At 44.0% G+C, this 23,344-nt stretch carries 19 protein-coding genes; 11 read left to right on the forward strand and 8 right to left on the reverse strand.

The window, feature by feature from the left end:
• The first annotated feature begins 12 nt into the window (after window positions 1–12).
• Window positions 13–630 carry an SEC-C metal-binding domain-containing protein gene (locus FKN16_RS13850; RefSeq protein WP_006742821.1) on the forward strand — a complete coding sequence of 206 codons (618 nt, stop codon included), beginning with the start codon at window positions 13–15 and terminating at the stop codon, window positions 628–630.
• 91 nt (window positions 631–721) lie between these two features.
• Here FKN16_RS13850 and dsbB read toward each other — a convergent pair whose 3' ends face one another.
• Together dsbB and nhaB are read right to left on the reverse strand one after the other, a co-directional pair.
• Window positions 722–1,258, reverse strand: a complete 537-nt coding sequence (gene dsbB, locus FKN16_RS13855) for a disulfide bond formation protein DsbB (RefSeq protein WP_170902932.1) — start codon at window positions 1,256–1,258, stop codon at window positions 722–724.
• 83 nt (window positions 1,259–1,341) lie between these two features.
• Window positions 1,342–2,928 (reverse strand): Na(+)/H(+) antiporter NhaB, encoded by a 1,587-nt coding sequence (gene nhaB, locus FKN16_RS13860; protein WP_005396952.1) that lies wholly within the window; start codon window positions 2,926–2,928, stop codon window positions 1,342–1,344.
• 639 nt (window positions 2,929–3,567) lie between these two features.
• Here nhaB and fadR point away from each other — a divergent pair.
• Window positions 3,568–4,407, forward strand: coding sequence for a fatty acid metabolism transcriptional regulator FadR (fadR, locus tag FKN16_RS13865; RefSeq protein ID WP_005396954.1), 840 nt, complete (start codon window positions 3,568–3,570; stop codon window positions 4,405–4,407).
• 119 nt (window positions 4,408–4,526) lie between these two features.
• Here the strand turns inward: fadR and FKN16_RS13870 are convergent, their stop codons facing one another.
• Both FKN16_RS13870 and metG read right to left on the reverse strand, forming a co-directional pair.
• Window positions 4,527–5,336: a hypothetical protein gene (locus FKN16_RS13870; RefSeq protein WP_170902933.1), complete on the reverse strand. Its 810-nt coding sequence runs from the start codon at window positions 5,334–5,336 to the stop codon at window positions 4,527–4,529.
• A 205-nt stretch (window positions 5,337–5,541) separates the two neighbouring features.
• On the reverse strand, window positions 5,542–7,617 hold the full coding sequence (gene metG, locus FKN16_RS13875) for a methionine--tRNA ligase (protein WP_104971961.1): 2,076 nt from the start codon (window positions 7,615–7,617) through the stop codon (window positions 5,542–5,544).
• 162 nt (window positions 7,618–7,779) lie between these two features.
• Between metG and apbC the strand changes: the two genes are divergently transcribed.
• The 3 genes from apbC (at window position 7,780) to FKN16_RS13890 (ending at window position 11,954) form a co-directional block, all read left to right on the forward strand.
• Window positions 7,780–8,856: an iron-sulfur cluster carrier protein ApbC gene (gene apbC / locus FKN16_RS13880; protein WP_170902934.1), complete on the forward strand. Its 1,077-nt coding sequence runs from the start codon at window positions 7,780–7,782 to the stop codon at window positions 8,854–8,856.
• 180 nt (window positions 8,857–9,036) lie between these two features.
• Window positions 9,037–9,678, forward strand: coding sequence for a uridine kinase (gene udk, locus FKN16_RS13885; RefSeq protein WP_005396962.1), 642 nt, complete (start codon window positions 9,037–9,039; stop codon window positions 9,676–9,678).
• A gap of 188 nt (window positions 9,679–9,866) precedes the next feature.
• Window positions 9,867–11,954 (forward strand): AsmA family protein, encoded by a 2,088-nt coding sequence (locus FKN16_RS13890; protein WP_170902935.1) that lies wholly within the window; start codon window positions 9,867–9,869, stop codon window positions 11,952–11,954.
• A gap of 62 nt (window positions 11,955–12,016) precedes the next feature.
• Here FKN16_RS13890 and cobO read toward each other — a convergent pair whose 3' ends face one another.
• Window positions 12,017–12,622, reverse strand: a complete 606-nt coding sequence (gene cobO / locus FKN16_RS13895; protein WP_170902936.1) for a cob(I)yrinic acid a,c-diamide adenosyltransferase — start codon at window positions 12,620–12,622, stop codon at window positions 12,017–12,019.
• Window positions 12,623–12,739: 117 nt separating this feature from the next.
• On the opposite strand from cobO, the gene FKN16_RS13900 reads away from it, so the two are divergent.
• Window positions 12,740–13,189: a low molecular weight protein-tyrosine-phosphatase gene (locus tag FKN16_RS13900; protein WP_145473674.1), complete on the forward strand. Its 450-nt coding sequence runs from the start codon at window positions 12,740–12,742 to the stop codon at window positions 13,187–13,189.
• Between the two features lie 60 nt (window positions 13,190–13,249).
• Here FKN16_RS13900 and FKN16_RS13905 read toward each other — a convergent pair whose 3' ends face one another.
• Complete coding sequence (locus FKN16_RS13905; RefSeq protein WP_005380840.1) at window positions 13,250–14,809, reverse strand: SulP family inorganic anion transporter; 1,560 nt, start codon at window positions 14,807–14,809, stop codon at window positions 13,250–13,252.
• Between the two features lie 332 nt (window positions 14,810–15,141).
• Window positions 15,142–18,219: a ribonuclease E gene (gene rne / locus FKN16_RS13910; protein ID WP_170902937.1), complete on the reverse strand. Its 3,078-nt coding sequence runs from the start codon at window positions 18,217–18,219 to the stop codon at window positions 15,142–15,144.
• A gap of 638 nt (window positions 18,220–18,857) precedes the next feature.
• Between rne and rluC the strand changes: the two genes are divergently transcribed.
• Window positions 18,858–19,802, forward strand: coding sequence for a 23S rRNA pseudouridine(955/2504/2580) synthase RluC (gene rluC / locus FKN16_RS13915; RefSeq protein WP_005396975.1), 945 nt, complete (start codon window positions 18,858–18,860; stop codon window positions 19,800–19,802).
• Window positions 19,803–19,861: 59 nt separating this feature from the next.
• Here rluC and FKN16_RS13920 read toward each other — a convergent pair whose 3' ends face one another.
• Window positions 19,862–20,443 carry a nucleoside triphosphate pyrophosphatase gene (locus FKN16_RS13920; RefSeq protein WP_005396976.1) on the reverse strand — a complete coding sequence of 194 codons (582 nt, stop codon included), beginning with the start codon at window positions 20,441–20,443 and terminating at the stop codon, window positions 19,862–19,864.
• A 149-nt stretch (window positions 20,444–20,592) separates the two neighbouring features.
• On the opposite strand from FKN16_RS13920, the gene yceD reads away from it, so the two are divergent.
• The 4 genes from yceD to FKN16_RS13940 are packed head-to-tail and all read left to right on the forward strand — an operon-like array spanning window position 20,593 to window position 23,339.
• Window positions 20,593–21,117, forward strand: coding sequence for a 23S rRNA accumulation protein YceD (gene yceD / locus FKN16_RS13925; protein WP_005396977.1), 525 nt, complete (start codon window positions 20,593–20,595; stop codon window positions 21,115–21,117).
• 59 nt (window positions 21,118–21,176) lie between these two features.
• Window positions 21,177–21,347 carry a 50S ribosomal protein L32 gene (gene rpmF / locus FKN16_RS13930; RefSeq protein ID WP_005396978.1) on the forward strand — a complete coding sequence of 57 codons (171 nt, stop codon included), beginning with the start codon at window positions 21,177–21,179 and terminating at the stop codon, window positions 21,345–21,347.
• Window positions 21,348–21,357: 10 nt separating this feature from the next.
• Window positions 21,358–22,383, forward strand: a complete 1,026-nt coding sequence (gene plsX / locus FKN16_RS13935; protein ID WP_012841590.1) for a phosphate acyltransferase PlsX — start codon at window positions 21,358–21,360, stop codon at window positions 22,381–22,383.
• 5 nt (window positions 22,384–22,388) lie between these two features.
• Window positions 22,389–23,339, forward strand: coding sequence for a beta-ketoacyl-ACP synthase III (locus FKN16_RS13940; RefSeq protein WP_005396980.1), 951 nt, complete (start codon window positions 22,389–22,391; stop codon window positions 23,337–23,339).
• Window positions 23,340–23,344: the final 5 nt, after the last annotated feature.

Consider the following 23,344-nt stretch of genomic DNA (forward strand, 5'->3'; position numbering starts at 1 on the left):
AAACCAGATGTCATGCAATACACATTGATTGAGAAAGGCGAAATTCACATCGATGAATCTTGCCTATTTATCGAAGGCGCAGTGCTCGCTGCGAATCTGACGACAAAGCCACTCGCTCCTGAAAAGTGGTTAGAGCCGCTATTAGGTGAAGGATTCAAAGCGATTCAACCGGCAGTAGAAGAGCAAATTCACAAGCAGCACAACCGAATTCAACGAAACGAATATTCAGTGTTAGAGCTAACAGGCAAAGAGCCTGAGCAACTTGCTGATTTTTCCGAAGGCTTTATGTCTGTTTGGCCAATGATTGAAGAACAATGGCAAGACGTTGAGCTCAATGATGGATTGCAGCGTATGCTACAAGCATTACTGACCACTTTGATGCTGGCTATCGATGAGTCGGCAACGCAGCAACAGATGCGCGACGCCGGTATTGAAACGCCTCCAGCTCTTGCAGATTTGGTCGACCAGCTTGATTTGATGGTCGGTGAAGTGGCGTTAGGTGCGGATGAGTTGATGGTAGGCAATAAGGCTCAAAGCCTAAACCCATTCAAAGGTATCGGGCGCAATGATCCTTGTCCTTGTGAGAGCGGCAAAAAGTTCAAGCAGTGTTGTGGTCAATCACGTGGTTGAGTTAACGTGGTTAAGTTAAATAGCCGCGATGTTTACTCAGTAAAAAGCCGACCATCTGGTCGGCTTTTTTCGTTATCATTTCTCTGAAGGATTAACGAATCGGATTAGTGCGTCTTGCTGGGAAGAATTGTGCGATCACAATGAATGCTAAAGCAATTAAATTGCCCGCGAAAATAACTACTAACCATTGTGGCATTGATAAATCGAGGAATTGCCAAACAATCTTCGAGCAATCGCCGTATGCCTCGAACATCCAAGGAACCCACTGATTAAGCGGAGCCCAACTAGGGAATGTTACGAATAAATCACAAGTCGCGAATGGTGATGGGTTAAACTGATAATCAACGTGCTGCTGAGCAAGCAACAGTCCTTTGTAAGAGCTTAATCCCCAGCCAATCAAACCTAGCCAACGGAAAACTGGGTTATTTGGTGCCATAAGACCAACGATTGCAGCGACACCCACTCCCATCATCGCGACTCGTTCGTAGATACACATTACACATGGTGCAAGCATCATGACGTGCTGAAAATAGAGGGCACATGCTTCAAAGAAAACGACGAATAGCAGAAGCAGCAGCCACGATAAGCGTCCCTTCGAAAACTGGTTAAGTGAATTTAAAATAGTCACGTTTTTGTTCCTGTCTGAAATAGAAAAAGCTCTGAATACTCAGAGCTTTTTAACGTGGATAAGTTTCCTAATCAACTCAAATTTTAGTGACCGCCGGAGACTACGGGAGTCAGATCACCACTATGAGGTAAAATCCAGCCTGCATCGTAGAAAGAAGCCGTTGCTGGCTCTAGGAAGAACATAATGCCCATTAGCCCGACAATCGCAAGAACGATAGTGTAAGGCAGCGCCATGATAACCATTCGACCGTAAGACAGACGAATTAATGGAGCGAGAGCCGAGGTGAGTAGGAATAGGAATGCCGCTTGACCGTTTGGCGTAGCAACAGATGGTAGGTTAGTACCAGTGTTGATAGCAACTGCCAGTAAGTCGAACTGCTCGCGAGTAATGAGACCTTCAATGAGTGCTGTTTTTACTTCATTGATGTAAACCGTACCGACGAATACGTTATCCGACACCATTGATAGTAAGCCATTCGCGACATAGAACAGAGCTAACTGAGTGCCTTTATCTTCAACGGCAAGCACCGCGTCGATAACTGGTTTAAACAACTCTTGGTCGATGATTACCGCAACGATAGAGAAAAATACCGCAAGTAGTGCAGTGAAAGGCAGAGCCTCTTCAAACGCTTTACCCATGGAATGCTCTTCAATGACGCCAGTGAAAGCCGTCGCTAAGATGATCACTGAAAGACCAATTAAGCCTACCGCCGCCAAGTGCAAGGCTAATGCCACGATCAACCAAACGGCAATAAGCCCTTGAACCCATAGCTTTGCAACGTCTTGATTGGTACGCGTTTTGCGTTCTTCATTGTCAAAGTCAACGAGGATTTGACGAACGTTGTTAGGAAGTTTTGCACCGTAGCCAAACACTTTAAGCTTTTCGACTAGAGCACAAGTGATGAGACCGCAGAAAAATACGGGTAGCGTCACTGGAGACATACGGATTAGGAATTCACCAAATAACCAACCCGCTTGGTCTGCAATAATTAAGTTCTGAGGTTCACCCACCATAGTGGTTACGCCACCTAACGCAGTACCTACACCAGCGTGCATCAACAATGAGCGTAAAAAGGCGCGGTAGTTTTCTAAGTCATCACGCGTTAGCTCAGTGATCGTGTCATCTTGTGTGTGGTCATGGTCACCAATCGGGTTACCTGAAGCCACTTTGTGGTAGATAGAGTAGAAACCGATCGCAACACTGATAACAACGGCGATAACCGTCAAAGCATCCAAAAACGCAGATAAAAATGCAGCGGCAAAGCAAAACGCAAGTGATAGAAGGGTTTTGGAGCGAATACCAAGTAAAATTTTGGTAAAAATGAACAGCAATAAATGCTTCATGAAGTAGATGCCCGCAACCATAAATACCAGAAGCAGTAATACTTCAATATTTGCCACCAACTCGTGCTTAACTTGCGCAGGGCTAGTCATGCCGATAGCGATGGCTTCAATAGCAAGTAAACCACCAGGTTGTAATGGGTAGCATTTTAATGCCATTGCAAGCGTGAAAATAAATTCAGCAACCAGCAACCACCCAGCAACAAATGGGTTTATTAGGAAGAATACAATCGGGTTAATTATTAAGAAGGCTATAATGGCAACTTTGTACCAATCAGGCGCTTTACCAAGAAAGTTCTTGATAAAAGCGTTTCCGAGCGATATCGGCATGATAATTCTCTTTATAACAAAATTATGAATAGACACTACAATAGTGCTTAAGTATCTGTTTGTTAGACTTATTAACTAGTCTTTTAAAACAATAACTTAGTAAAACAACAATCCTTTGTTTATTGCAGTCTTGCCAAGTTACTTCCCCTGAACTCAAGCACCGCTCACTTTCGACCGCAAACTCTACACTCAGGCATTTATTAGTCAATAACAAAACGTGATGCTACCGACTAAAATGACTTTTTAAATGTAATAACGCGATCAAAACGGCGTTACTATATCATGAAAGGCTCAAAAAAATCCTCTTGGATTTTAAATGACGGTCAGTGACGAGAAAAGGCAAATTAAGAAAGAATATTAACTGTGATATACAAAGTAATTTTTCATATTTTGAATATAAAATTGTGACGCAGTTGTCTTTATTTCTCCGCAATTTGTGAGCTGTTTAATTAAACGAAAATTCAGATTTTACCGCTTTCACTCGCACGTCAGACCGTCCTAGATTGACATAACATATAGAGTATTAACTCTATATTGTGGAATCGTTTCAATTATTGATCGTAAATTTTCTCAAACCGTTAAGTAGTGGTATGATGAGTAGTATCGACCCTCAGAAATCAATATTGGATAAAAAGTAGAATGGTCATAAAGGCGAAAAGCCCTGCGGGATTCGCAGAAAAATATATTATCGAGAGCATTTGGAACGGCCGTTTTCCTCCTGGCTCTATTTTACCTGCTGAACGCGAGCTGTCTGAGCTAATTGGTGTTACTCGAACGACTTTACGAGAGGTTCTTCAACGACTAGCCCGTGATGGTTGGTTAACAATCCAACACGGTAAACCAACGAAGGTAAACCAATTTATGGAGACCTCTGGTCTGCATATTTTGGATACGTTGATGACGTTGGACGTAGATAACGCAACAAACATTGTAGAAGATTTGCTTGCAGCACGTACCAACATCAGCCCTATCTTTATGCGTTATGCATTTAAAGCAAATAAAGAGAACTCTGAGCGCACGATCAAGAATGTAATTGAATCTTGTGAAGCTTTAATGAATGCTGCTTCTTGGGACGATTTCATCGCTTCTTCACCTTATGCTGAGAAAGTCTTACAGAACGTGAAAGAAGACAACGAGAAAGATGAAGCGAAGCGTCAAGAAATCTTGATTGCTAAAACGTTCAACTTTTACGACTACATGTTGTTCCAACGCCTAGCATTCCATTCAGGGAATCAGATTTACGGTTTGATTTTTAATGGCTTGAAGAAGCTCTATGATCGCGTTGGTAGCTATTACTTCTCAAACCCAGCTTCTCGTGAGCTAGCGCTGAAGTTTTACCATCAGTTGCTAGAAACTTGTGAAAGTGGTCAGCGTGAACAACTGCCAGTTGTGATTCGTCACTATGGTATGGAAAGTGCGCTAATCTGGAACGAGATGAAAAAGCAATTACCAACGAACTTCACAGAAGATGACAGCTAAGCGCTAAGAAGTTAGATGAATGAAAAACCGCAGAACCTAAGGTCTGCGGTTTTTTTGTTTTTACCTATAGATACCAGTTACGTTCCTGTTGTGACAATTGGCACGGCACTGTATAGAGCTTATCTTGCTACAGAGAGTTTGGGCAACGGTAGATACAATGCTTCAACGATGTCTGAAAGGACGTGGTCGTAAGTATTGAAGATGGTCAACGATAAGTCTGATGTGACTCCATAAAGCTCTACTTCTGTTAAATCGATATGACTTCCTGTCACATAGCTATTTAATGTTTGTATTGAGCGTGTGGAAGCAGGAGAAACGATACTAAGCGGAGCGATAACTGCTAATTGATTTAGCTTACGTGTCATAACCGATGCGTAATTTTTGAAACGCTCATTCCCCCCTTGCTCTCCCAAGTCTTGAATGCTAATTCTCAATTGAGTCAGGGTTTCTAAGCTATCCATGATGTTTTGCCAGTTCATGTGGTACTCATTATGTAGATCATCTCGTTGTTCTACCGCTAACCAAGCAATCGTGACTTCATCCATCAAGAACAAGCAATGACGAATTAACTTACCATGCTCCATCTGGTTCCTTGCAACACTGTGATCGTTCCATTGTTCAAGCAGTGTTCCTACTTTGATCTGCAGCACGCGATACATGGGTTTATTTTCAAAGCGTGAGGTTTCGACCAAAAGATGCAGTTTGTTGCTGAGGTCGTTATGAAGGACTTCTAATTCTTGTTCGTTATTTTGTTGAAATTGAAGTGAGTAGTGCGTCGCGGCTCGATGGCGTCTCAGCAGATGAACAACATCTCGCAATAATGTTAACAGCTGATATTTACGCGCGTGTTGCTGCTCTCGTTTAGAAGATAAGTGATATATTCCGGCTAAAATAGCGATAGATAATAATGTGGAAATCAAAACAAACATAACCAACTCCTTGTTAGTGTTTGGACCTAGCAAGGAAGGTTTGCAGTTTTGATGCCAAACAAAAATTAAATTAAAACAACTGGTTATGTTGAATGTTCTTTTGGGGCGGTCGTTATTGGTGCATGGATTCACCAAAGTTGTGAATATGATCAAAAATCCCTTCCAAATTGGCAGGGATTTTATAGTGTTATATTTGGAATGCGACTTACATTACGCGCATGCCAGGTTGAGCGCCTTCGTGCGGCTCAAGAATCCATAAGTCGCTACCACCAGGGCCCGCTGCTAGGATCATGCCTTCTGACATACCAAACTTCATCTTACGAGGTTTTAGGTTTGCTACCATTACCGTTAGTTTGCCTTCTAGCTCTTCAGGTTTGTACGCTGACTTGATGCCAGAGAACACTTGACGAGTTTCACCACCGATGTCCAGTTGGAACTTAAGCAGTTTGTTTGCTTTTGGCACTTCTTCACAAGAGATGATACGAGCGATACGCATATCTACTGCTGCAAAAGCGTCGAACTCAATCTCTTCAGCGATTGGCTCTTTGTCTAGCTCAGTTTGGCTAGCCTTGTTCTTTTCCGCTTCTGCTTTCTCTTTCGCCGCCATTTCTGCCGCCGCATCTTCTTTAGATGCTTCGATCATCGCTTCAACATTCTTCGGATCGATACGGTTGAAGAGTGCTTTGAACTTAGTGATCTCGTGGCCTGTGAGTGGCGCAGCGATGTTTTCCCAAGTCAGCTCTTGGTTTAGGAATGCTTCAGTACGTGCAGCTAGCGCAGGCATTACTGGTTTCAGGTAAGTCATCAGTACACGGAACAGGTTGATACCGACAGAACAGATGTCTTGTAGCTCCTGATCTTTGCCTTCTTCTTTTGCTACAACCCACGGTGCTTTTTCATCAACGTATTGGTTAGCTTTGTCTGCCAGTGCAGTGATTTCACGGATTGCACGACCAAATTCACGTGTTTCGTAAAGCTCAGCAATACGGTCAGCCGCAGCAAAAAATTCGTTGTAAAGCTCAGGCTCTGCAAAGTTGTCAGACAGTTTGCCTTCAAAACGTTTTGCGATGAAGCCTGCGTTACGCGATGCTAGGTTAACGATCTTGTTAACAACGTCAGCGTTTACACGCTGAGTGAAGTCCTCAAGGTTAAGATCTAGATCGTCGATACGGCTGTTTAGCTTCGCCGCGTAGTAGTAACGTAGACACTCAGGGTCTAGGTGCTCTAGGTAAGTGCTTGCTTTTACGAAAGTACCTTTAGACTTCGACATTTTCGCACCGTTTACCGTTACGTAGCCGTGTACGAATACGTTGTTTGGTTTACGGAAGCCAGAACCTTCTAGCATTGCTGGCCAGAATAGGCTGTGGAAGTAAACGATGTCTTTACCGATGAAGTGGTACAGTTCTGCTGAGCTGTCTTTCTTCCAGTATTCGTCGAAATCTAGGTCGTCGCGCTTGTCACATAGGTTTTTGAAAGAGCCCATGTAGCCGATAGGTGCGTCTAGCCATACGTAGAAGAATTTGTTCTTCTCTCCTGGGATTTCGAAGCCAAAGTATGGCGCATCACGTGAGATATCCCATTGCTGCAAACCAGATTCGAACCATTCTTGCATTTTGTTCGCTGTTTCAGCTTGTAGCGAGCCAGAGCGAGTCCACTCTTTTAGCATGCTTTCAAACTGAGGTAGGTCGAAGAAGAAGTGCTCAGAATCTTTCATTACTGGCGTCGCACCAGAAACCGCAGATTTAGGATTGATCAGTTCTGTTGGGCTGTAAGTCTCACCACAGTTGTCACAGTTGTCACCGTACTGGTCTTCTGACTTACATTTTGGACACGTACCTTTTACGAAACGGTCCGGTAGGAACATCTCTTTTTCTGGGTCGAACAACTGAGAAATTGTGCGGCTAGAAATGAAACCGTTTTTCTTCAGCTCAAGATAAATGTGTGACGCTAGCTCACGGTTCTCATCTGAGTGTGTGCTGTGATAGTTATCAAAGCTGATATCAAAGCCAGCAAAGTCTTTCTGGTGCTCTTCGCTAACTGCGGCAATCATTTCTTCAGGAGTAATACCCATCTGTTGCGCTTTAAGCATGATTGGCGTGCCATGAGCATCGTCAGCACAGATGAAGTTTACAGTGTTGCCGCGTAGGCGTTGGTAACGAACCCAAATGTCCGCTTGGATATGCTCAAGCATATGACCAAGGTGGATCGAACCGTTAGCGTACGGAAGGGCACAAGTTACCAGCATTTTCCTTGACGGAAAGTTTCTTGGATCGTTTGCCATACTTAATATTCGCTTTTCTTGATAGGTATAAATAAATTTTGATGGATAATACTACCCCATGAACTCACTAACTCCAAGGTGTCAAACTGCGGAATGCCTTAGTTTTTTTGGGGTTCTGGTTGAGGCAGGACGGTGTTAGCATGACATCTAAAAGGAGGACTTATGCATCAGTTCACTTCAAAACAAGATTTTTGTCACTGGTTTAACCAATTCCAGCATCCACAGTTGGTGGAAAATTGGGCAGATATTCATGGCGCAATTTCGATTACGGCACAAGGTTCTGTTGAGATAACGTTGCCATTCGCAAGTAATGAGCTCCAAACCGTATTGCATGACTGGATCAAACAGCAGCAAGCCTCGGTTAAAGTGGCTGAATTCCCATTTAATATTCGCCTTGGAGTTAAAGCATTAGAAACTCAAGTGGCTAACTCGGTTAAAGGTGTTAAGAACATCATTGCCGTTAGTTCTGCGAAAGGTGGGGTCGGTAAATCAACGACTGCGGTTAACTTAGCGTTGGCGATTGCTCAATCTGGGGCGAAAGTGGGATTGTTGGATGCGGATATCTACGGACCTTCCGTCCCTATGATGTTAGGGCAAGAAGATGCAAAACCAGAAGTTCGTGATGGTAAGTGGATGGAGCCCATTTTCGCTCACGGCATCTATACTCACTCTATCGGCTATTTAGTGGACAAATCAGAAGCGGCAATATGGCGCGGTCCAATGGCTTCAAAAGCGTTGTCGCAGTTATTAACGGAAACAGACTGGCCCGATTTAGATTATTTGGTGATTGATATGCCGCCAGGCACGGGTGATATACAGTTGACGTTGTCACAACAGATTCCGGTGACAGGTAGTGTGTTAGTCACGACACCGCAAGACTTGGCGCTTGCCGATGCAAGAAAGGGAGCGGCAATGTTTAACAAAGTCCATGTCCCGGTTATCGGTGTTGTGGAAAACATGAGTTATCACATTTGTAGTCAATGTGGCGCGAAAGAGCATATTTTTGGCATGGGTGGTGCAGAAAAAATGTCGCAAGAGTTTGGCTTAGCACTGCTAGGACAAATTCCGCTTCATATCTCTATGCGAGAAGATATTGACGCTGGCGTGCCAACAGTAGCAAGGCGCCCAGAAAGTGAGCATGCAGGGTATTACAAGCAGCTTGCCGATCGCGTATGTAGCACGATGTTTTGGCAAGGCAAAGCAAAACCAGATGCGATTAGCTTTACAATGGTGAACTAAGTTTACTATGCCTATTGGTTGATAATTGCACATTTTAACGTTTGCTCGGAGGTTAATCCTCTGAGCAGGCAGAAACTTATGACTAAACCCTAATTCCAGCTAGTAACTATGGGGTGAACTCCCTATAATCAGGCAGTTTATCTTTTTATGTGACTAGAAATCATCATCGGGTGCAAACTAATGTCTGATAATAATCAATGCGTCATCGTAGGTATTGCTGGCGCTTCTGCTTCTGGAAAAAGTCTGATCGCGAGCACTATTTATAATGAGCTTCGCGCGAAAGTAGGCGATCATCAAATCGGTGTCATCACGGAAGATTGCTACTACAACGACCAAAGCCACCTAAGCATGGAAGAGCGAGTAAAGACGAACTACGATCACCCGAGTGCGTTGGACCACGACCTACTGTGTGAGCACCTTGAAAAATTGGTACGTGGTGAAGCAGTAGAAGTACCTGAGTACAGCTACACTGAACACACAAGAACAAGTAACACGACCACAATGACGCCTAAAAAGGTGATCATTCTAGAAGGTATCCTTCTTCTTACTGACCCTCGTCTTCGTGATTTGATGCACGCTACAGTATTTATGGATACACCGTTAGATATTTGCTTGCTTCGTCGTGTTAAGCGTGACGTGGAAGAACGAGGCCGAACTATGGAATCTGTTCTCAAGCAGTATCAACAAACAGTACGTCCGATGTTCATGCAGTTTATCGAACCTTCTAAGCAATATGCGGACATTATTGTTCCTCGCGGTGGTAAAAACCGTATCGCAATCGATGTATTAAAAGCTCACATTGCAAGACTTTTGAAAGCTTAAGCCTTTAGACGGCTATATTGCTTTATTTTTAAGAGAAGAAGTGGCACCTTAAGTGCCACTTCTTTTTTTGTTTTTAAATTAGTCAGTTGCAGGTTAAAACCAGACATTTTTCACGCTTTTGTGGAACTGTCAGCGGTAAATGGAGTCTGCGCTTATAATTGTAAAAACACTCGAGCAAGGAAAAACAAATGAAGAAACTGCTCTTAATTCTAGCAATACCGATTGTGGTCATTTTGGTCGCAATTTTAGCGTTAACCATCTTCGTCAATCCTAACCAGTTTAAGCCCCTTATTGTTGAGCAAGCGCAAAAGCAAACCGGTTTAGAACTAGTGATTGAAGGAGATATCAGTTGGCAATTTTTCCCATCGATCGGCTTTGAGTTGGGACATACAGAATTGCGAAACCCACAAGGCTTTAGTAAACCCAATTTATTCAAAGTTGATACCGTTGGTGTAGATATCTCTGTCATGCCACTTTTTAGTCAACAGCTTGAAATTGGAAACGTCACGCTTGATGGGGCTGAGTTCTATATCGAAACCAAGAAAGATGGCAGCAAGAATATTGATGCATTGACGAAAGCCCAAACACAACAAGCAGAGCAAGCGAGCGATACTGCGCCTACGCAAAATGGTGAAACGCAGCCTTCTGGCTCTGATTGGAGCATTAATCTTGCTGGTGTTACGGTTTCTAATGGCTCATTAGAAATGCAGGATAAGCAAGCCGGTAGTTACACCAAACTTTATGATATCTCATTAAACCTTTCCGAATTCGCTTTTGACAACTGGACAACGGCTGATTTTGGCGTGAAGGGCGAAATGAATGACCAAAAGTTCACCGCGAAAGGTCAGGCCGACTTTAAGCTAGAAAAAGGTTTGGCAAACTACGCGCTAAAGAACATCAACTTCGATGCGACATACACTGACCCTGCCAATAAGATTGAATCGGCAACGATCGGTTTAGATACATTTGAATTCGATAAAGTAAATAACCTGACTTATGCCTTGAAGGGCGACGCTGGTGGTATGAAGTTAGATATGCAGGGTGCTGGTCAACTTGGTGTAGACAAGGCTATCAGCAAAGTGCAGTTGGATAAGTTAACTCTTAAATCGACTTTTGAGGGTGATGCATTACCTCAGTCACCTATGAAAGTCGACATGGTGTCTGATCTGTCTTTCGACCTGACGAAAAACCACCTGAGTTTTGTCCTAGAGAAGTTAACAGCGAATGCTATCGCCTTAGATGGTAAGGCTGGTGTGACACTCGGTGATATTCCTAAAGTACGCTTTGCTCTCCATAGCCCAAATATCGATCTTGATGAGTTCTTAGGGTTAGATAAGCAAGCTGCCGAAGGTAATAAGCCTGCTTCTGATGGCGAGAGTGCACCAGCCGGACCTGAGGTTGAGCCTGATTTGTCTGCGTTGAAAACGTTAGATGTAAAGGGTGATATTACCATCGACAAATTCAAAGCGGCAAACGCGAAGATGGAAGCGGTAAAAGCAAGCTTCACTGTAAATCGTGGCGTATTTGAGCTTACTTCATTTAGTTCGAAGCTGTACCAAGGCACAATCTCAGCGACAGCGAAGTTAGATGCACGCCAATCACCAGCGACTTACAGTGTGAAAAAGTCAATCAAAGGCGTGAAAGTTCAACCGCTACTTATTGATGTCGCTGATAACGACAAGCTTGAAGGGACAGGTAACATTGATGTGAATGTTACCGGTAAGAGTCTCACGCCTACCGGTATCAAGAAGAATCTTTCTGGTACGGTTGTTATCAATTTTGCTGACGGTGCGGTAAATGGCATCAACGTTGCTCAATTGATTCGTGAAAACTACGCGAAATTTAAAGGGCAAAAAGTCGAAGGCACCAATGAAGTTAAGAAAACAGATTTTAGTGCGATGACGGCGACATTGAAGCTCAATAAAGGTGTCGTATCAACGGATAATATGCAAGCTCAGTCTCCATTGCTCCGTGTTCGTGGTAAAGGCACCGCAAACTACATCAATGAAACTGTTAACTTTACTATCAGCACATCAGTCGTAGGTAGCCTAGAAGGCCAAGGCGGCAAAGATATAGATGAGTTGAAAGACATTACTATTCCGATCAATGTGTCTGGTAAGTGGGCGGATCCTAAATTCAAGCTCGTATTTGATGATGTTCTGAAGCAGAAAGCTCAGAAAGAAATTGACCGTGGTGTAGAGAAGCTAACGGACAAGATCAAAGACGAAAAAACCAAAGAAGCAGTCGATGGTTTGATAAAGAATCTATTCAATTAGATTCGAGCCAAAGCAAAAAGGGTTGGCATTAGCCAACCCTTTTTTAATTCTGCTGGTGAGCTTTACCAGTCGACACCTTTCAGCGCTTTGACGCCTGACTCAAATGCATGCTTTACATTCTTTACTTCAGAAACGGTATCAGCCATTTCAATCAGAGTGCGATGAGCGCCACGACCAGTAATGACAACCGACTGCATTTTAGGGCGGTTGTTCAGCGCTTCAACGACCTCGTCTAAATCAATGTAGCCGTAGCTCACCATGTACGTCAGCTCGTCAAAAAGAACCACATCGATAGATTCATCTTTGAGCATGCGCTTACATTCTTGCCATATGCCTTGCGCTGCTTCGGTATCAGCGGCTTTGTTTTGAGTTTCCCATGTAAAGCCGGTCGCCATTACTTGGAATTCAACGCCGAGTTTCTCAAGTAGGTTGCGCTCACCATTGTCCCAAGTACCTTTAATAAACTGCGCGACAGCACAATTCAAACCATGACCCACTGCGCGTGCTATCGTACCGAATCCTGATGTCGATTTACCTTTACCATTTCCGGTAATGATCAGTAGCAGACCTTTTTCCTCTTGAGCAGCAGCAATTTTTGCGTCTACCTGTTCTTTGACTTTTTGTTGGCGAGCCTTATGGCGTGCTTCTTTATTTTCTTCGATAGACATAATACTTCCTCAATTCCTTTTTGTGCTTTGCCCAAGCTGATTTGGGTTCATTGATTTATCTCGCTATGATAGACCAACATATCGTGAAGAAAAACCACCGATAATTCAGGGAATAAAATGAAGAAAATACTTGTTGTTTGTATGGGAAACATTTGTCGGTCACCAACCGGAGAAGCAGTGTTAAGAGCGAAAGCTCAAAAGCTAGGCGTTGAAGTAGAGGTTGATTCGGCAGGTACAATTGGCTACCACGCAGGAAACCCACCGGATTCAAGAGCGATGGCAGCAGGAAAGCTGCGAGGTTATTCTTTTAAAGGAATGCAAGCGCGCCAAGTCACCATTGATGACTTTGACAAGTTTGACCTTATATTAGCCGCGGATAAAGCAAATTTGGCCGATTTATTGGATATTTGTCCGTTGAAGTATCGACACAAAGTATCGTTATTTTTAAGTCATTCTGGGTCAGGTTACGACGAAGTCCCTGATCCATATTATGGTGGAGAAGATGGCTTTGAACTGGTGCTTGATTTAATCGAAGAGGCATCAGACGCGATTTTGAAGAAGCTATAATCGCCGGGCTTGAAGACAATAGAAAAAGGGATGAGCTGAGCTCATCCCTTTTTATTCGTGTTAACCCGCTAGTATGTCGGTTGCGACTTTGTAGCTTGGGTCTTCCTTCACGTTAATTTCAACCAAGCTGCCAGCTTTGTCCAAAAGTTTACGACAATCTGGGCTTAGGTGACGAAGGTGCAGCGTTTTACCTTGAGCATTGTAACGCTCTGCTAGTGTTTCAATCGCTTCAATTGCAGAGTGATCAGTCACGCGAGAGTCTGCAAAATCGACAATCACATCTTTTGGATCTTCAGGCGCGTTAAACAACTCCAAGAAGTTAGCCGCAGAACCAAAGAAAATAGGACCGTGAATCTTGTACTCTTTTGAACCTTCCTCGTTTAAGCATGTGTCGGCATAAATGTGCTTAGCGTGCTGCCATGCAAACATTAATGCAGAAACGATAACACCAACCGCTACGGCAACGGCAAGGTCAGTAAGAACAGTAACAACGGTCACAAGAACAATAACGAAGAAGTCTTGCTTCGGTACGCGACGCGCTAGTTTAAATGTTGCCCATTCGAATGTACCAATGACAACCATGAACATCACACCAACCAGAGCAGCGAGTGGGATCATTTCAATTAGCGAAGAAGCGAATAAGATAAACATCAATAGAGCGATAGCAGCAACGATACCAGATAGACGACCGCGACCACCTGAGTTTACGTTGATCATCGACTGACCAATCATTGCACAACCACCCATAGCACCAAACACAGAACAAGTCATGTTTGCCATACCTTGACCGATACATTCGCGGTTAGATTGACCACGAGTGTTCGTCATCTCATCTAAAACTGTCAGCGTTAGCAGAGATTCAATTAGACCAATGGCCGCTAGAATGATCGCGTATGGAAGAATGATTTGTAGAGTTTCTAGCGTAAATGGCACCGCCGGAATAGAGAAGGTCGGCAGTGAACCTGCGAGAGTTGCCGCTTCATCACCAGACATTGTACGCAAGAAGTCAACAACAGTGCGAGTTTCCAGATCCAAACCAACCACTAAAGCGGTCACCGTTACGATTGCAACAAGTGAAGAGGGTACAGCTGTTGTGATTTTTGGTAGAAAGTGAATGATTGCCATAGTTAGCGCAACCAAACCAAGCATTAGCAGCATTTGGTCTTGTGGTAGCCAAGTAAGCATGCCGTTGATATCCGGCGCTTTAAACTGACCCAACTGAGCTAGGAAGATAACAATAGCCAGACCGTTTACAAAACCTATCATCACAGGGTGAGGCACGATACGGATGAACTTACCCAACTTAAACATACCAGCGGCGATTTGAAGGATACCAGCGAGCATGATGGCTGCGAATAGATACTGGACACCGTGAGTCGCGACAAGCGAAACCATTACGACTGCCATGGCACCTGTTGCACCAGAGATCATGCCGGGACGACCACCGAAAATGGAAGTAATAAGACCAACGATGAATGCAGCGTAAAGACCGACCATCGGATCTACGCCTGCGACGAACGCAAATGCGACAGCTTCAGGAACCAATGCTAGCGCAACGGTTAAGCCTGATAGCACATCATTTTTTACGGAGTGCTTAGAAAATTGGGGAAATTCGAACATGTTTGTTTTTAAGTTCTCTTTGCAATGAGTTAAACCCGACACATATTAGTATTTGCACAAGCCACTGAGTGGTTGATTTCTAATCAAACATTGCAGTGTAAACCGTAGTATTAAAAGAGCAGCATCAGAATGGTGTCGAAAACTTGAGTCGGCGCATGCTACCGAAAAGTGTGATTAAGTTCAAGAATGATACGAATAATGGCGTACAAATGTGATCACGAATTGGTATTTATATGAACAATTTATTGGGCAAATATGAAGATAAAAAAGGCTACCAGATGGTAGCCTTTAATTTATTTATGCCGTTAAGCAGTTGAACGTAATGATTTAGCCTAGTTAAAGTTAGGCTTTGTCATCTCTGCCGATGCGCGGTTTTTAGCCACTTGGCTACCCGCACCTTTAGCTTGGTAACGTTCGGTTTTGAACGGTGCTGCTGCAACAGTGATTTCGCGTAGCTCTTGAGGGCCAGGTGCTTTCGTCATCGGTGCGCTAGCGTTTAGCTTAGCCGCAACTTTAATGGCTTCGACTTTAGGCTCTGGTTTAGCTACTGGCGATTCGGCTGCAACCTCTTTTGCCGCTTCAACCACTGACTTTTCAGCAGGTACTGTTTCTACAACATCTTCGGTCGAATCAGCTTGTTCAGTTGTAGGTGCTTCAACGATTGGCTCTACAGAGGCTGTTTCTACTACTGCCGATTCAGTTTTTTCTGCGATTACTGCTTCCACAACAGGTGCTTCTACTACTGGAGATTCAACTTTCGCTTCAACTGTTTCTTGAACCTTTGATTCAACAACTGGCGCTTCTGTTACAACAGGTTGCTCGCGGCGAATAATCACTTTACCCATAGCCATTTCTGGGCAAGCAAAACCACCTTGCATTGTAGGTACTGCTGCTTCTTCCTTAACTTGCTCTTCTTTCTTAGGTGCAGGTTTTGGAATGTAGCGTGGCATTACTTTACCCATAGCCATCTCAGGAGAAGCTACACCACCTTTACGCAGGCGGAACGGGTTAGGACGGCGATCGCGACCACGGCGACGGCGCTGGCCGCTTGCACGCAGGTGACGTGGCGAACGACGGTTACGACGTTGCTTAGACTCTGCTTGCTTGTTGTCTTGTTGTGCTTCTACCGCTGCTTCTGTTGGCTTCTCAACTTTGGTTTCAACCGTTTCTTGAGTCTTAACCGCCGTTTCTTCTGCTTTCTTCTCAACCGCTTCTTGGTCTTTAACGCGTACAGACTTGTTCAGTTTGCGACGTTGGCGACGCTCCTTCACTTTTTCTGCTTTCGCGTTTTGTTGCTTTGGTTTGCTCTCTTCTGGTTTTGTTTCAGTTCGAGCTTCTGCCGCTAGCTGCAGGCCTTTTTCCGCTACTTTTGCATTTGCTTTTTGCTCTTGAGCTTTATCTGCTTGTTGAGTTTTAGGCTTACGCTTTTGGTTGCGGTTTTGCTGTTTATTGGTTTGTTGTTGAGCTTCGTTTTGCTCATTCGCTTGCTCATCACGAGGCTTACGACGACGTCGGTTATCACGGTTATCACGATTGTCGCGGTTCTCACGATTATCGCGTTGGTTGTTATTGCGACGACGATCATTGCGATCACGTTTGTTGTGTCGATTATCGCGATTTGGCTTTTTCTCTTCCTGAGGTTTCGGTTCTTCTTTTACTTCTTCAGAACCGCCGAATAGGAAACTACCAAGTGCTTTAAACAAACGGCTGAACAGTCCAGGTTTTTCTTCTTGTTCAACTTTCTGTTCTTTCTTCTTCGCCTCAGGGGCAGGTTTAGCTGCTGGTGCAGGTGCCGTTTGAGAAGGAGCCGCAAAGCCTTTAAGAACAGGTTCTTCGATTCGTTTAGGTTTTACGTCAACTTCCGCTGGCTCTTTACCTTCCGCTTCTTTCATTGCTTCCAGTTTTTTAGGAAGTAGGTAAGAAATCAGATCGAACTCTTCACCTTCACGAACACGGATAACTTCGAAGTGCGGCGTTTCCATGTCAGAGTTTGGAACAACCGTAATCTTCACTTCTTGAATGCGTTCGATATGGTTAACTGAACGACGTTTTTCGTTCAACAAGTAAGAAGCGATTGGCACAGGTACAACTGCGAGAACTTGCGCTGTATTGTCTTTCAGTGCTTCCTCTTCGATTAAACGAAGTACAGAAAGTGCTAGAGATTCGTTGTCGCGAACGACTCCAGTACCGCTACAGCGAGGACAGATGTGGTGGCTTGCTTCTGCTAGAGAAGGGCTTAAACGTTGACGTGACATCTCCAACAAACCAAAGCGAGAAATACGACCGATTTGTACACGAGCGCGATCAAGACGAACGGCTTCACGTAGACGGTTTTCTACTTCTCGTTGGTGGCGAACAGGTGTCATATCGATAAAGTCGATAACCACTAAGCCACCCAAGTCACGTAGACGTAACTGGCGAGCAATTTCGTCGGCTGCTTCTAGGTTCGTGTTTAGAGCTGTTTCTTCAATATCGCCGCCCTTGGTTGCACGAGCAGAGTTGATATCGATAGACGTTAGTGCTTCGGTTGGGTCAATAACAATAGAACCACCAGATGGCAGACGCACTTCACGTTGGAAAGCTGATTCAATTTGGCTTTCGATTTGGTAGTGGCTGAATAGTGGAACTTCGCCTTCATATTTCTTAACGCGGTTAAGGAAATCAGGGCGCACCAATTGAATGTGCTCTTTTGCACGTTCGTAGATGGTGTTGCTGTCAATTAAGATTTCGCCAATATCACGACGCAAATAGTCACGGATTGCACGAACGATAACGTTACTTTCTTGGTGGATTAAGAATGGAGCAGGGTTAGAGTCCGCTGCACCTTTGATTGCACCCCAGTGGTTAAGTAGTACATTCAAATCCCACTCAAGTTCTTCAGCACTCTTGCCAACGCCAGCAGTACGTACGATTAGGCCCATGCCCTGAGGCAGTTCCAAAGTACTTAATGCGGCTTTTAGTTGAGTACGCTCGTCACCTTCGATTCGACGAGAAATACCGCCAGCACGAGGGTTGTTAGGCATAAGAACAAGGTAACTACCAGCAAGAGAAATGAAAGTAGTAAGAGCTGCGCCCTTGCTTCCACGTTCTTCTTTTTCCACTTGAACGATAACTTCTTGGCCTTCCGTTAGCACTTCTTTGATGCTTGGACGACCTTGGTAGGTGTAACCTTCAGGGAAATATTCGCGGGCAATTTCTTTGAGAGGGAGGAAACCGTGACGCTCGGCGCCGTAATCAACAAATGCGGCTTCTAAGCTTGGTTCGATACGTGTGATACGTCCTTTGTAGATATTCGCTTTTTTAGATTCATGACCTGGACTCTCGATATCAAGATCGAAAAGTCGCTGGCCATCAACCAGAGCGACACGCAACTCTTCTTTTTGAGTTGCGTTAATTAACATTCTTTTCATTGAAAATTCTCGTTGTCTTTTCTTTTATATCTTTCTTGTCGACTTGCCACTGTTTTTCGCTCTTTCACGGTGCCTGATCCCATGGCTTGTATTTTGCAGCCTCCCGGCTGGAAGGGGATGCTCTCGGGCACTTCAGTCATCACAAGCCTCTTGCGGTTTCTGTTGGAAACGTAGACTTGTGACCCGCTATTTGGGCGGTAGGTACTCAACGTGAATATGCGAGGAGTAGGGTGGCAAGAGTGTTGAATTCGATGTGTCTCACGCCAATGCTGCACTCGACCTTCAACGATCTACTCACATTGCTTGAGGATAAATGATTGGTAATGAATAAAATGTAACCAAACCTTCCTTAGCAGCTGTGAACTATAGCAGTGCGCGTGGCTATCAGCAATCTGCTTTCACGCAAACGATAGAAAATTTGCCGCTAAACTCAAAATTTCTAATTTATAACTGGCTGTTTCATAAGCAATTGAGATGTGTAAACTGATCAAGACAGAAAACAAATCGAGAACTCGATCGAGAGTTTTAATAATTTAAACAAAAGCTTGGCGAAATTTAGACCAGTTCGTACTACCAAGTGTTTCTTTTACGACAAGAATAATGTGAAGTCGCGCGAAATTGAGTTTACAATACCGCCCATGAGCGAAATAAGAACAAAAGTCCAGTTCGTCGACATTGACGAAGATATGGCGGGTCAGCGCATTGATAATTTTTTGCGCAACCAATTAAAAGACATCCCTAAAAGCATGATTTACCGAATCGTGCGTAAGGGCGAAGTACGTGTAAATAAAAAGCGTATAAAAGCAGAGTACAAGTTAAAAGCAGGCGATCTCGTTCGTATTCCACCGGTGACAGTCGAGAAAAAAGATGACGATGTTGCGCCAAGTACGAAACTAAACAAAGTCGCAGAGTTGGAAGATATGATCATCTTCGAAGATGATCATATGTTGATTCTAAACAAACCATCTGGTACCGCTGTGCATGGTGGCAGTGGCTTAAAGTTTGGCGCGATTGAAGCGCTTAGAGCTCTGCGTCCTCAAGCTCGCTTTCTTGAACTTGTGCATCGTATTGACCGTGATACTTCAGGTATCTTGCTGGTTGCTAAGAAGCGTTCTGCACTTCGTCACTTGCAAGCCCAGTTTCGTGAAAAGACAGTGAAGAAGTTTTACTTAGCTCTTGTCATGGGACAATGGAAAAGCAGTTGTAAGGTGGTGAACGCGCCACTGCTTAAAAACGAAGTGAACAGTATTGTTCGTGTTAACCCTAACGGTAAGCCGTCTGAAACGCGTTTTAAGATTTTGGAAAAGTTTGAACAAGCAACATTGATTCAAGCGAGTCCGATTACTGGTCGAACTCACCAAATCCGAGTTCATACACAATACACGGGCCACCCAATCGCTTGGGATGATCGCTACGGTGACCGCCGCTTTGATGCTTACACAGGTCAAGTTGGTTTAGATCGTTTGTTCCTACACGCGGCAAACATCAAGTTTCAGCACCCATCAAATGATGAGTGGATGGAAATCAACGCACCGATGGAACCGAAGCTAGAAAAAGTGTTGGCGGGTTTAAGAAACGCGTAACCATGTTTTCCTCGTGGACATAAAAAGGGAGCCTGTGGCTCCCTTTTATAGTCTTTGGATTAAAGGACATCGAGTCCCTGAACATGCAACATATCAATCAAATCAATCAGTGGTAGCCCGACAAGTGTATTCGGATCTTTCCCCACTAATTTGTTAAACAAACAAATTCCCATTCCTTCGCTTTTAAAGCTGCCTGCGCAGTAAAAAGGTTCTTCCCTGTCGACGTAGCGCTCGATTTGTTCAAGCGTCAAATCTCTAAAGTGTACTTCGAAAGAATCAAAGCCGACTTCTGTATGGTTTGTGACGGTGTTATGTACCGCAAGACCAGTATAGAAAGTGATGACTTTTCCACTTTGAGACAAAAGTTGATTTATTGCGTTGTCTCTATTTAAAGGTTTGCCAACGATTTCACCATTAATGACACAAACCTGGTCACTGCCGATAACTAAACTTGCTTTATCCGTCTGGCAAGATGTTGCTTTCTCTTGGGCCAATCTTTGCACCAGTTCAAGAGGCGTTTCCTGGTCAAACGGTGTTTCATCGCAATCAGGTGATAAACAAATGAACGGTAGTGAAAGCTTTTCAAGCAGTTGTTTACGAAAAGGGGAGGTTGAAGCTAAAACTAGTTGGTAATTTTTCATTTTGAATTACAATTCGTGGGAGCATTTCCGATAGGATAATCGATCAAAAATGATTCTGGCTAATGCTCTGTATGTTAAGCGTAAAAAAGTACAACTTTTTTGCCTTTTTCTTTGACTAATTTTGATTTGGAAGATAATATTCGCGCCCTATGCAAAAGGTAAAAATACCGCGAACGGTTGACCCAGCGAAAGCTGCACAGAAACGATTAGATTACGATGGAATCATCCAAGCTAGTCTTTTCAAGCGCTTAGCGGAAACAACTGAAGGCGTAAAACGCGACGCAGAAGTCTCATTGTCATTTGGGATGGATGAACAGCGACTCGTTGTTATCTCTGGTAAAGCTAACATCGAAGTCGATTTAGAGTGTCAGCGTTGTAATGAGGTATTCGCACATGAGTGCGAAGTTGAATTCCTTTCTACTCCTTACTACGGTGAGAAAACGGAACAGGAAGCACCAGAAATTTATGATTTGGTAGATCTAAATGAATATGGTGAATTAGACCTTATACAACTGGTTGAAGACGAGTTCATCTTAGCATTACCTCAAATTGCGATGCACGATGAAGCGGATTGTAGCGTTGATTCAAATAACATGGTTTTTGGTGAGATTCCTGAAGAAATTGAGGAAGAAAAACCGAATCCATTCGACGTTTTGAAAAGTCTGAAAAAGTAATAGGTGTGGTAACCGATTCTTCTTCAGGTTTTTAACCCAATAGTATAGGAGTAGGGTCAATGGCCGTACAGAAAAACCGTAAAACTCGTTCTAAGCGCGGTATGCGTCGTTCACACGATGCGCTAACTACAGCTGCTCTATCTGTAGACGCGACTTCTGGTGAAACTCACCTACGCCACAACGTAACTGCTGAAGGTTACTACCGTGGTCAAAAGGTTATCAACAAGTAAGGTTGAACCTTTGCAAAGTATTACCGTTGCACTTGATGCAATGGGCGGGGATTTCGGTCCACGCGTAACAGTGCCTGCCGCCGTGCAGGCACTGTCTCATTTCCCAGAGCTAAAAGTGATTCTTATAGGTGATCAATCTCTGATCACGTCTCAATTATCTCAACTCGGTACCTCGACCAGTTCCCGCTTGACTATTCTTCATAGTGAGAAAGTTATCTCGAACTCAGAAAAACCTTCATTGGCACTACGTAATAGCCAAAATAGTTCCATGCGTATGGCTATCGATTTGGTTTCTGAGCAGAAGGCGGATGCTTGTGTTAGTGGTGGCAACACCGGTGCATTAATGGCACTATCGCGTTTCATTCTTAAGCTACTTCCTGGTATTGAACGTCCTGCTTTAGTTTCAGCTTTACCGACGATTACTGGAAAGCGTACTTGGATGCTAGATCTAGGTGCGAATGTATCGTGCGATGCTGATAGTTTGTTCCAATTTGCTGTAATGGGCAGTGCATTAGCAGAAGAACACTTAGGTTGTCCTCCTCGCGTTGCTGTACTCAATATTGGCGCAGAAGAGATTAAAGGTAACGATTTAGTCAAACGTTGCGCAGAAATGCTTTCTCAGACCGACGCGATTAACTTTGTTGGTTATATTGAAGGTAATCAAATTTTGCATGATGTTGCAGACGTCATTGTATGTGATGGGTTTGTCGGCAACGTATGCTTAAAAGCCAGTGAGGGAACAGCTCAACTTTTTATCGAAAAAATTAAAACCAGTATGATGGCGTCAACGATAAAGGGTTGGATTGCTAGAAAGTTGTTTTCTCGGCTATTTAATGAACTAAAAACACTGAACCCCGACCAGTATAACGGCGCAAGTTTGCTAGGATTGCGCGGCATTGTCATAAAAAGCCATGGAAGTGCGGATGTATCTGCGATTGTCAATGCACTTGGCGAGGCAGTACACGAGGTCAAACGACAAGTACCAAGCCGTATTAGCGATCGTTTGGAAGCGGTTTTACTCGAGAGGCATTATTAGTCTTCATGTATAGCAAAATTTTAGGTACTGGCAGCTACCTGCCATCTCAGGTGCGTACAAACGCAGATCTAGAGAAAATGGTAGATACAAGTGATGAGTGGATCGTTGCTCGCACGGGTATTAAAGAGCGTCGAATTGCTGCAGAAAATGAGACTGTAGCGGACATGGCATTCTACGCAGCTGAAAACGCTATCGATATGGCGGGTATTGATAAAAACGATATCGACCTGATTATCGTAGCCACAACGAGCAGTAGCCATACTTTCCCTTCATCTGCGTGTCAGGTGCAGGCAAAGCTTGGCATTAAAGGTTGTCCAGCTTTTGACTTAGCCGCTGCTTGTTCTGGTTTTGTGTACGCATTATCCGTTGCAGACCAACATATTAAATCGGGTATGTGTAAAAACGTACTTGTTATTGGTTCAGATGCTTTGTCTAAAACGTGTGATCCGACAGACCGTTCAACCATTATCCTATTTGGTGATGGTGCTGGAGCCGTTGTCGTAGGCGCTAGCCAAGAGCCTGGTATTATTTCTACCCACATATACTCAGATGGTCAATTCGGTGAGCTACTAAGCCTACCTGTACCTGAGCGTGGTCAAGATGCCGACAAATGGCTTCATATGGCAGGTAACGAAGTATTCAAAGTCGCTGTCACTCAGTTATCGAAACTAGTAAAAGATACGCTTGAAGCCAACAACATGCATAAGTCTGAACTAGACTGGCTAGTACCGCATCAAGCGAACTATCGAATTATTTCGGCAACAGCGAAAAAGCTTTCAATGTCTTTAGACCAAGTCGTAGTGACATTAGACCGACACGGGAACACTTCTGCGGCGACAGTACCGTCTGCGCTGGATGAAGCTGTGCGCGATGGTCGCATTAAACGTGGGCAGACTTTATTGCTAGAGGCGTTTGGTGGCGGTTTCACTTGGGGCTCTGCTCTGGTGAAGTTCTAAGTTTC

Source organism: Vibrio sp. 11-4(1), assembly GCF_013048625.1.
GTDB lineage: Bacteria > Pseudomonadota > Gammaproteobacteria > Enterobacterales > Vibrionaceae > Vibrio > Vibrio diabolicus.

Bases quoted from the DNA above. Each gene is read 5' to 3' on its own strand.
- FKN16_RS13850 (WP_006742821.1), top strand. From the start codon at position 13: ATGCAATACACATTGATTGAGAAAGGCGAAATTCACATCGATGAATCT.
- nhaB (WP_005396952.1), bottom strand. From the start codon at position 2,928: ATGCCGATATCGCTCGGAAACGCTTTTATCAAGAACTTTCTTGGTAAA.
- fadR (WP_005396954.1), top strand. From the start codon at position 3,568: ATGGTCATAAAGGCGAAAAGCCCTGCGGGATTCGCAGAAAAATATATT.
- FKN16_RS13870 (WP_170902933.1), bottom strand. From the start codon at position 5,336: ATGTTTGTTTTGATTTCCACATTATTATCTATCGCTATTTTAGCCGGA.
- metG (WP_104971961.1), bottom strand. From the start codon at position 7,617: ATGGCAAACGATCCAAGAAACTTTCCGTCAAGGAAAATGCTGGTAACT.
- apbC (WP_170902934.1), top strand. From the start codon at position 7,780: ATGCATCAGTTCACTTCAAAACAAGATTTTTGTCACTGGTTTAACCAA.
- udk (WP_005396962.1), top strand. From the start codon at position 9,037: ATGTCTGATAATAATCAATGCGTCATCGTAGGTATTGCTGGCGCTTCT.
- FKN16_RS13890 (WP_170902935.1), top strand. From the start codon at position 9,867: ATGAAGAAACTGCTCTTAATTCTAGCAATACCGATTGTGGTCATTTTG.
- cobO (WP_170902936.1), bottom strand. From the start codon at position 12,622: ATGTCTATCGAAGAAAATAAAGAAGCACGCCATAAGGCTCGCCAACAA.
- FKN16_RS13900 (WP_145473674.1), top strand. From the start codon at position 12,740: ATGAAGAAAATACTTGTTGTTTGTATGGGAAACATTTGTCGGTCACCA.
- FKN16_RS13905 (WP_005380840.1), bottom strand. From the start codon at position 14,809: ATGTTCGAATTTCCCCAATTTTCTAAGCACTCCGTAAAAAATGATGTG.
- rne (WP_170902937.1), bottom strand. From the start codon at position 18,219: ATGAAAAGAATGTTAATTAACGCAACTCAAAAAGAAGAGTTGCGTGTC.
- rluC (WP_005396975.1), top strand. From the start codon at position 18,858: ATGAGCGAAATAAGAACAAAAGTCCAGTTCGTCGACATTGACGAAGAT.
- FKN16_RS13920 (WP_005396976.1), bottom strand. From the start codon at position 20,443: ATGAAAAATTACCAACTAGTTTTAGCTTCAACCTCCCCTTTTCGTAAA.
- yceD (WP_005396977.1), top strand. From the start codon at position 20,593: ATGCAAAAGGTAAAAATACCGCGAACGGTTGACCCAGCGAAAGCTGCA.
- rpmF (WP_005396978.1), top strand. From the start codon at position 21,177: ATGGCCGTACAGAAAAACCGTAAAACTCGTTCTAAGCGCGGTATGCGT.
- FKN16_RS13940 (WP_005396980.1), top strand. From the start codon at position 22,389: ATGTATAGCAAAATTTTAGGTACTGGCAGCTACCTGCCATCTCAGGTG.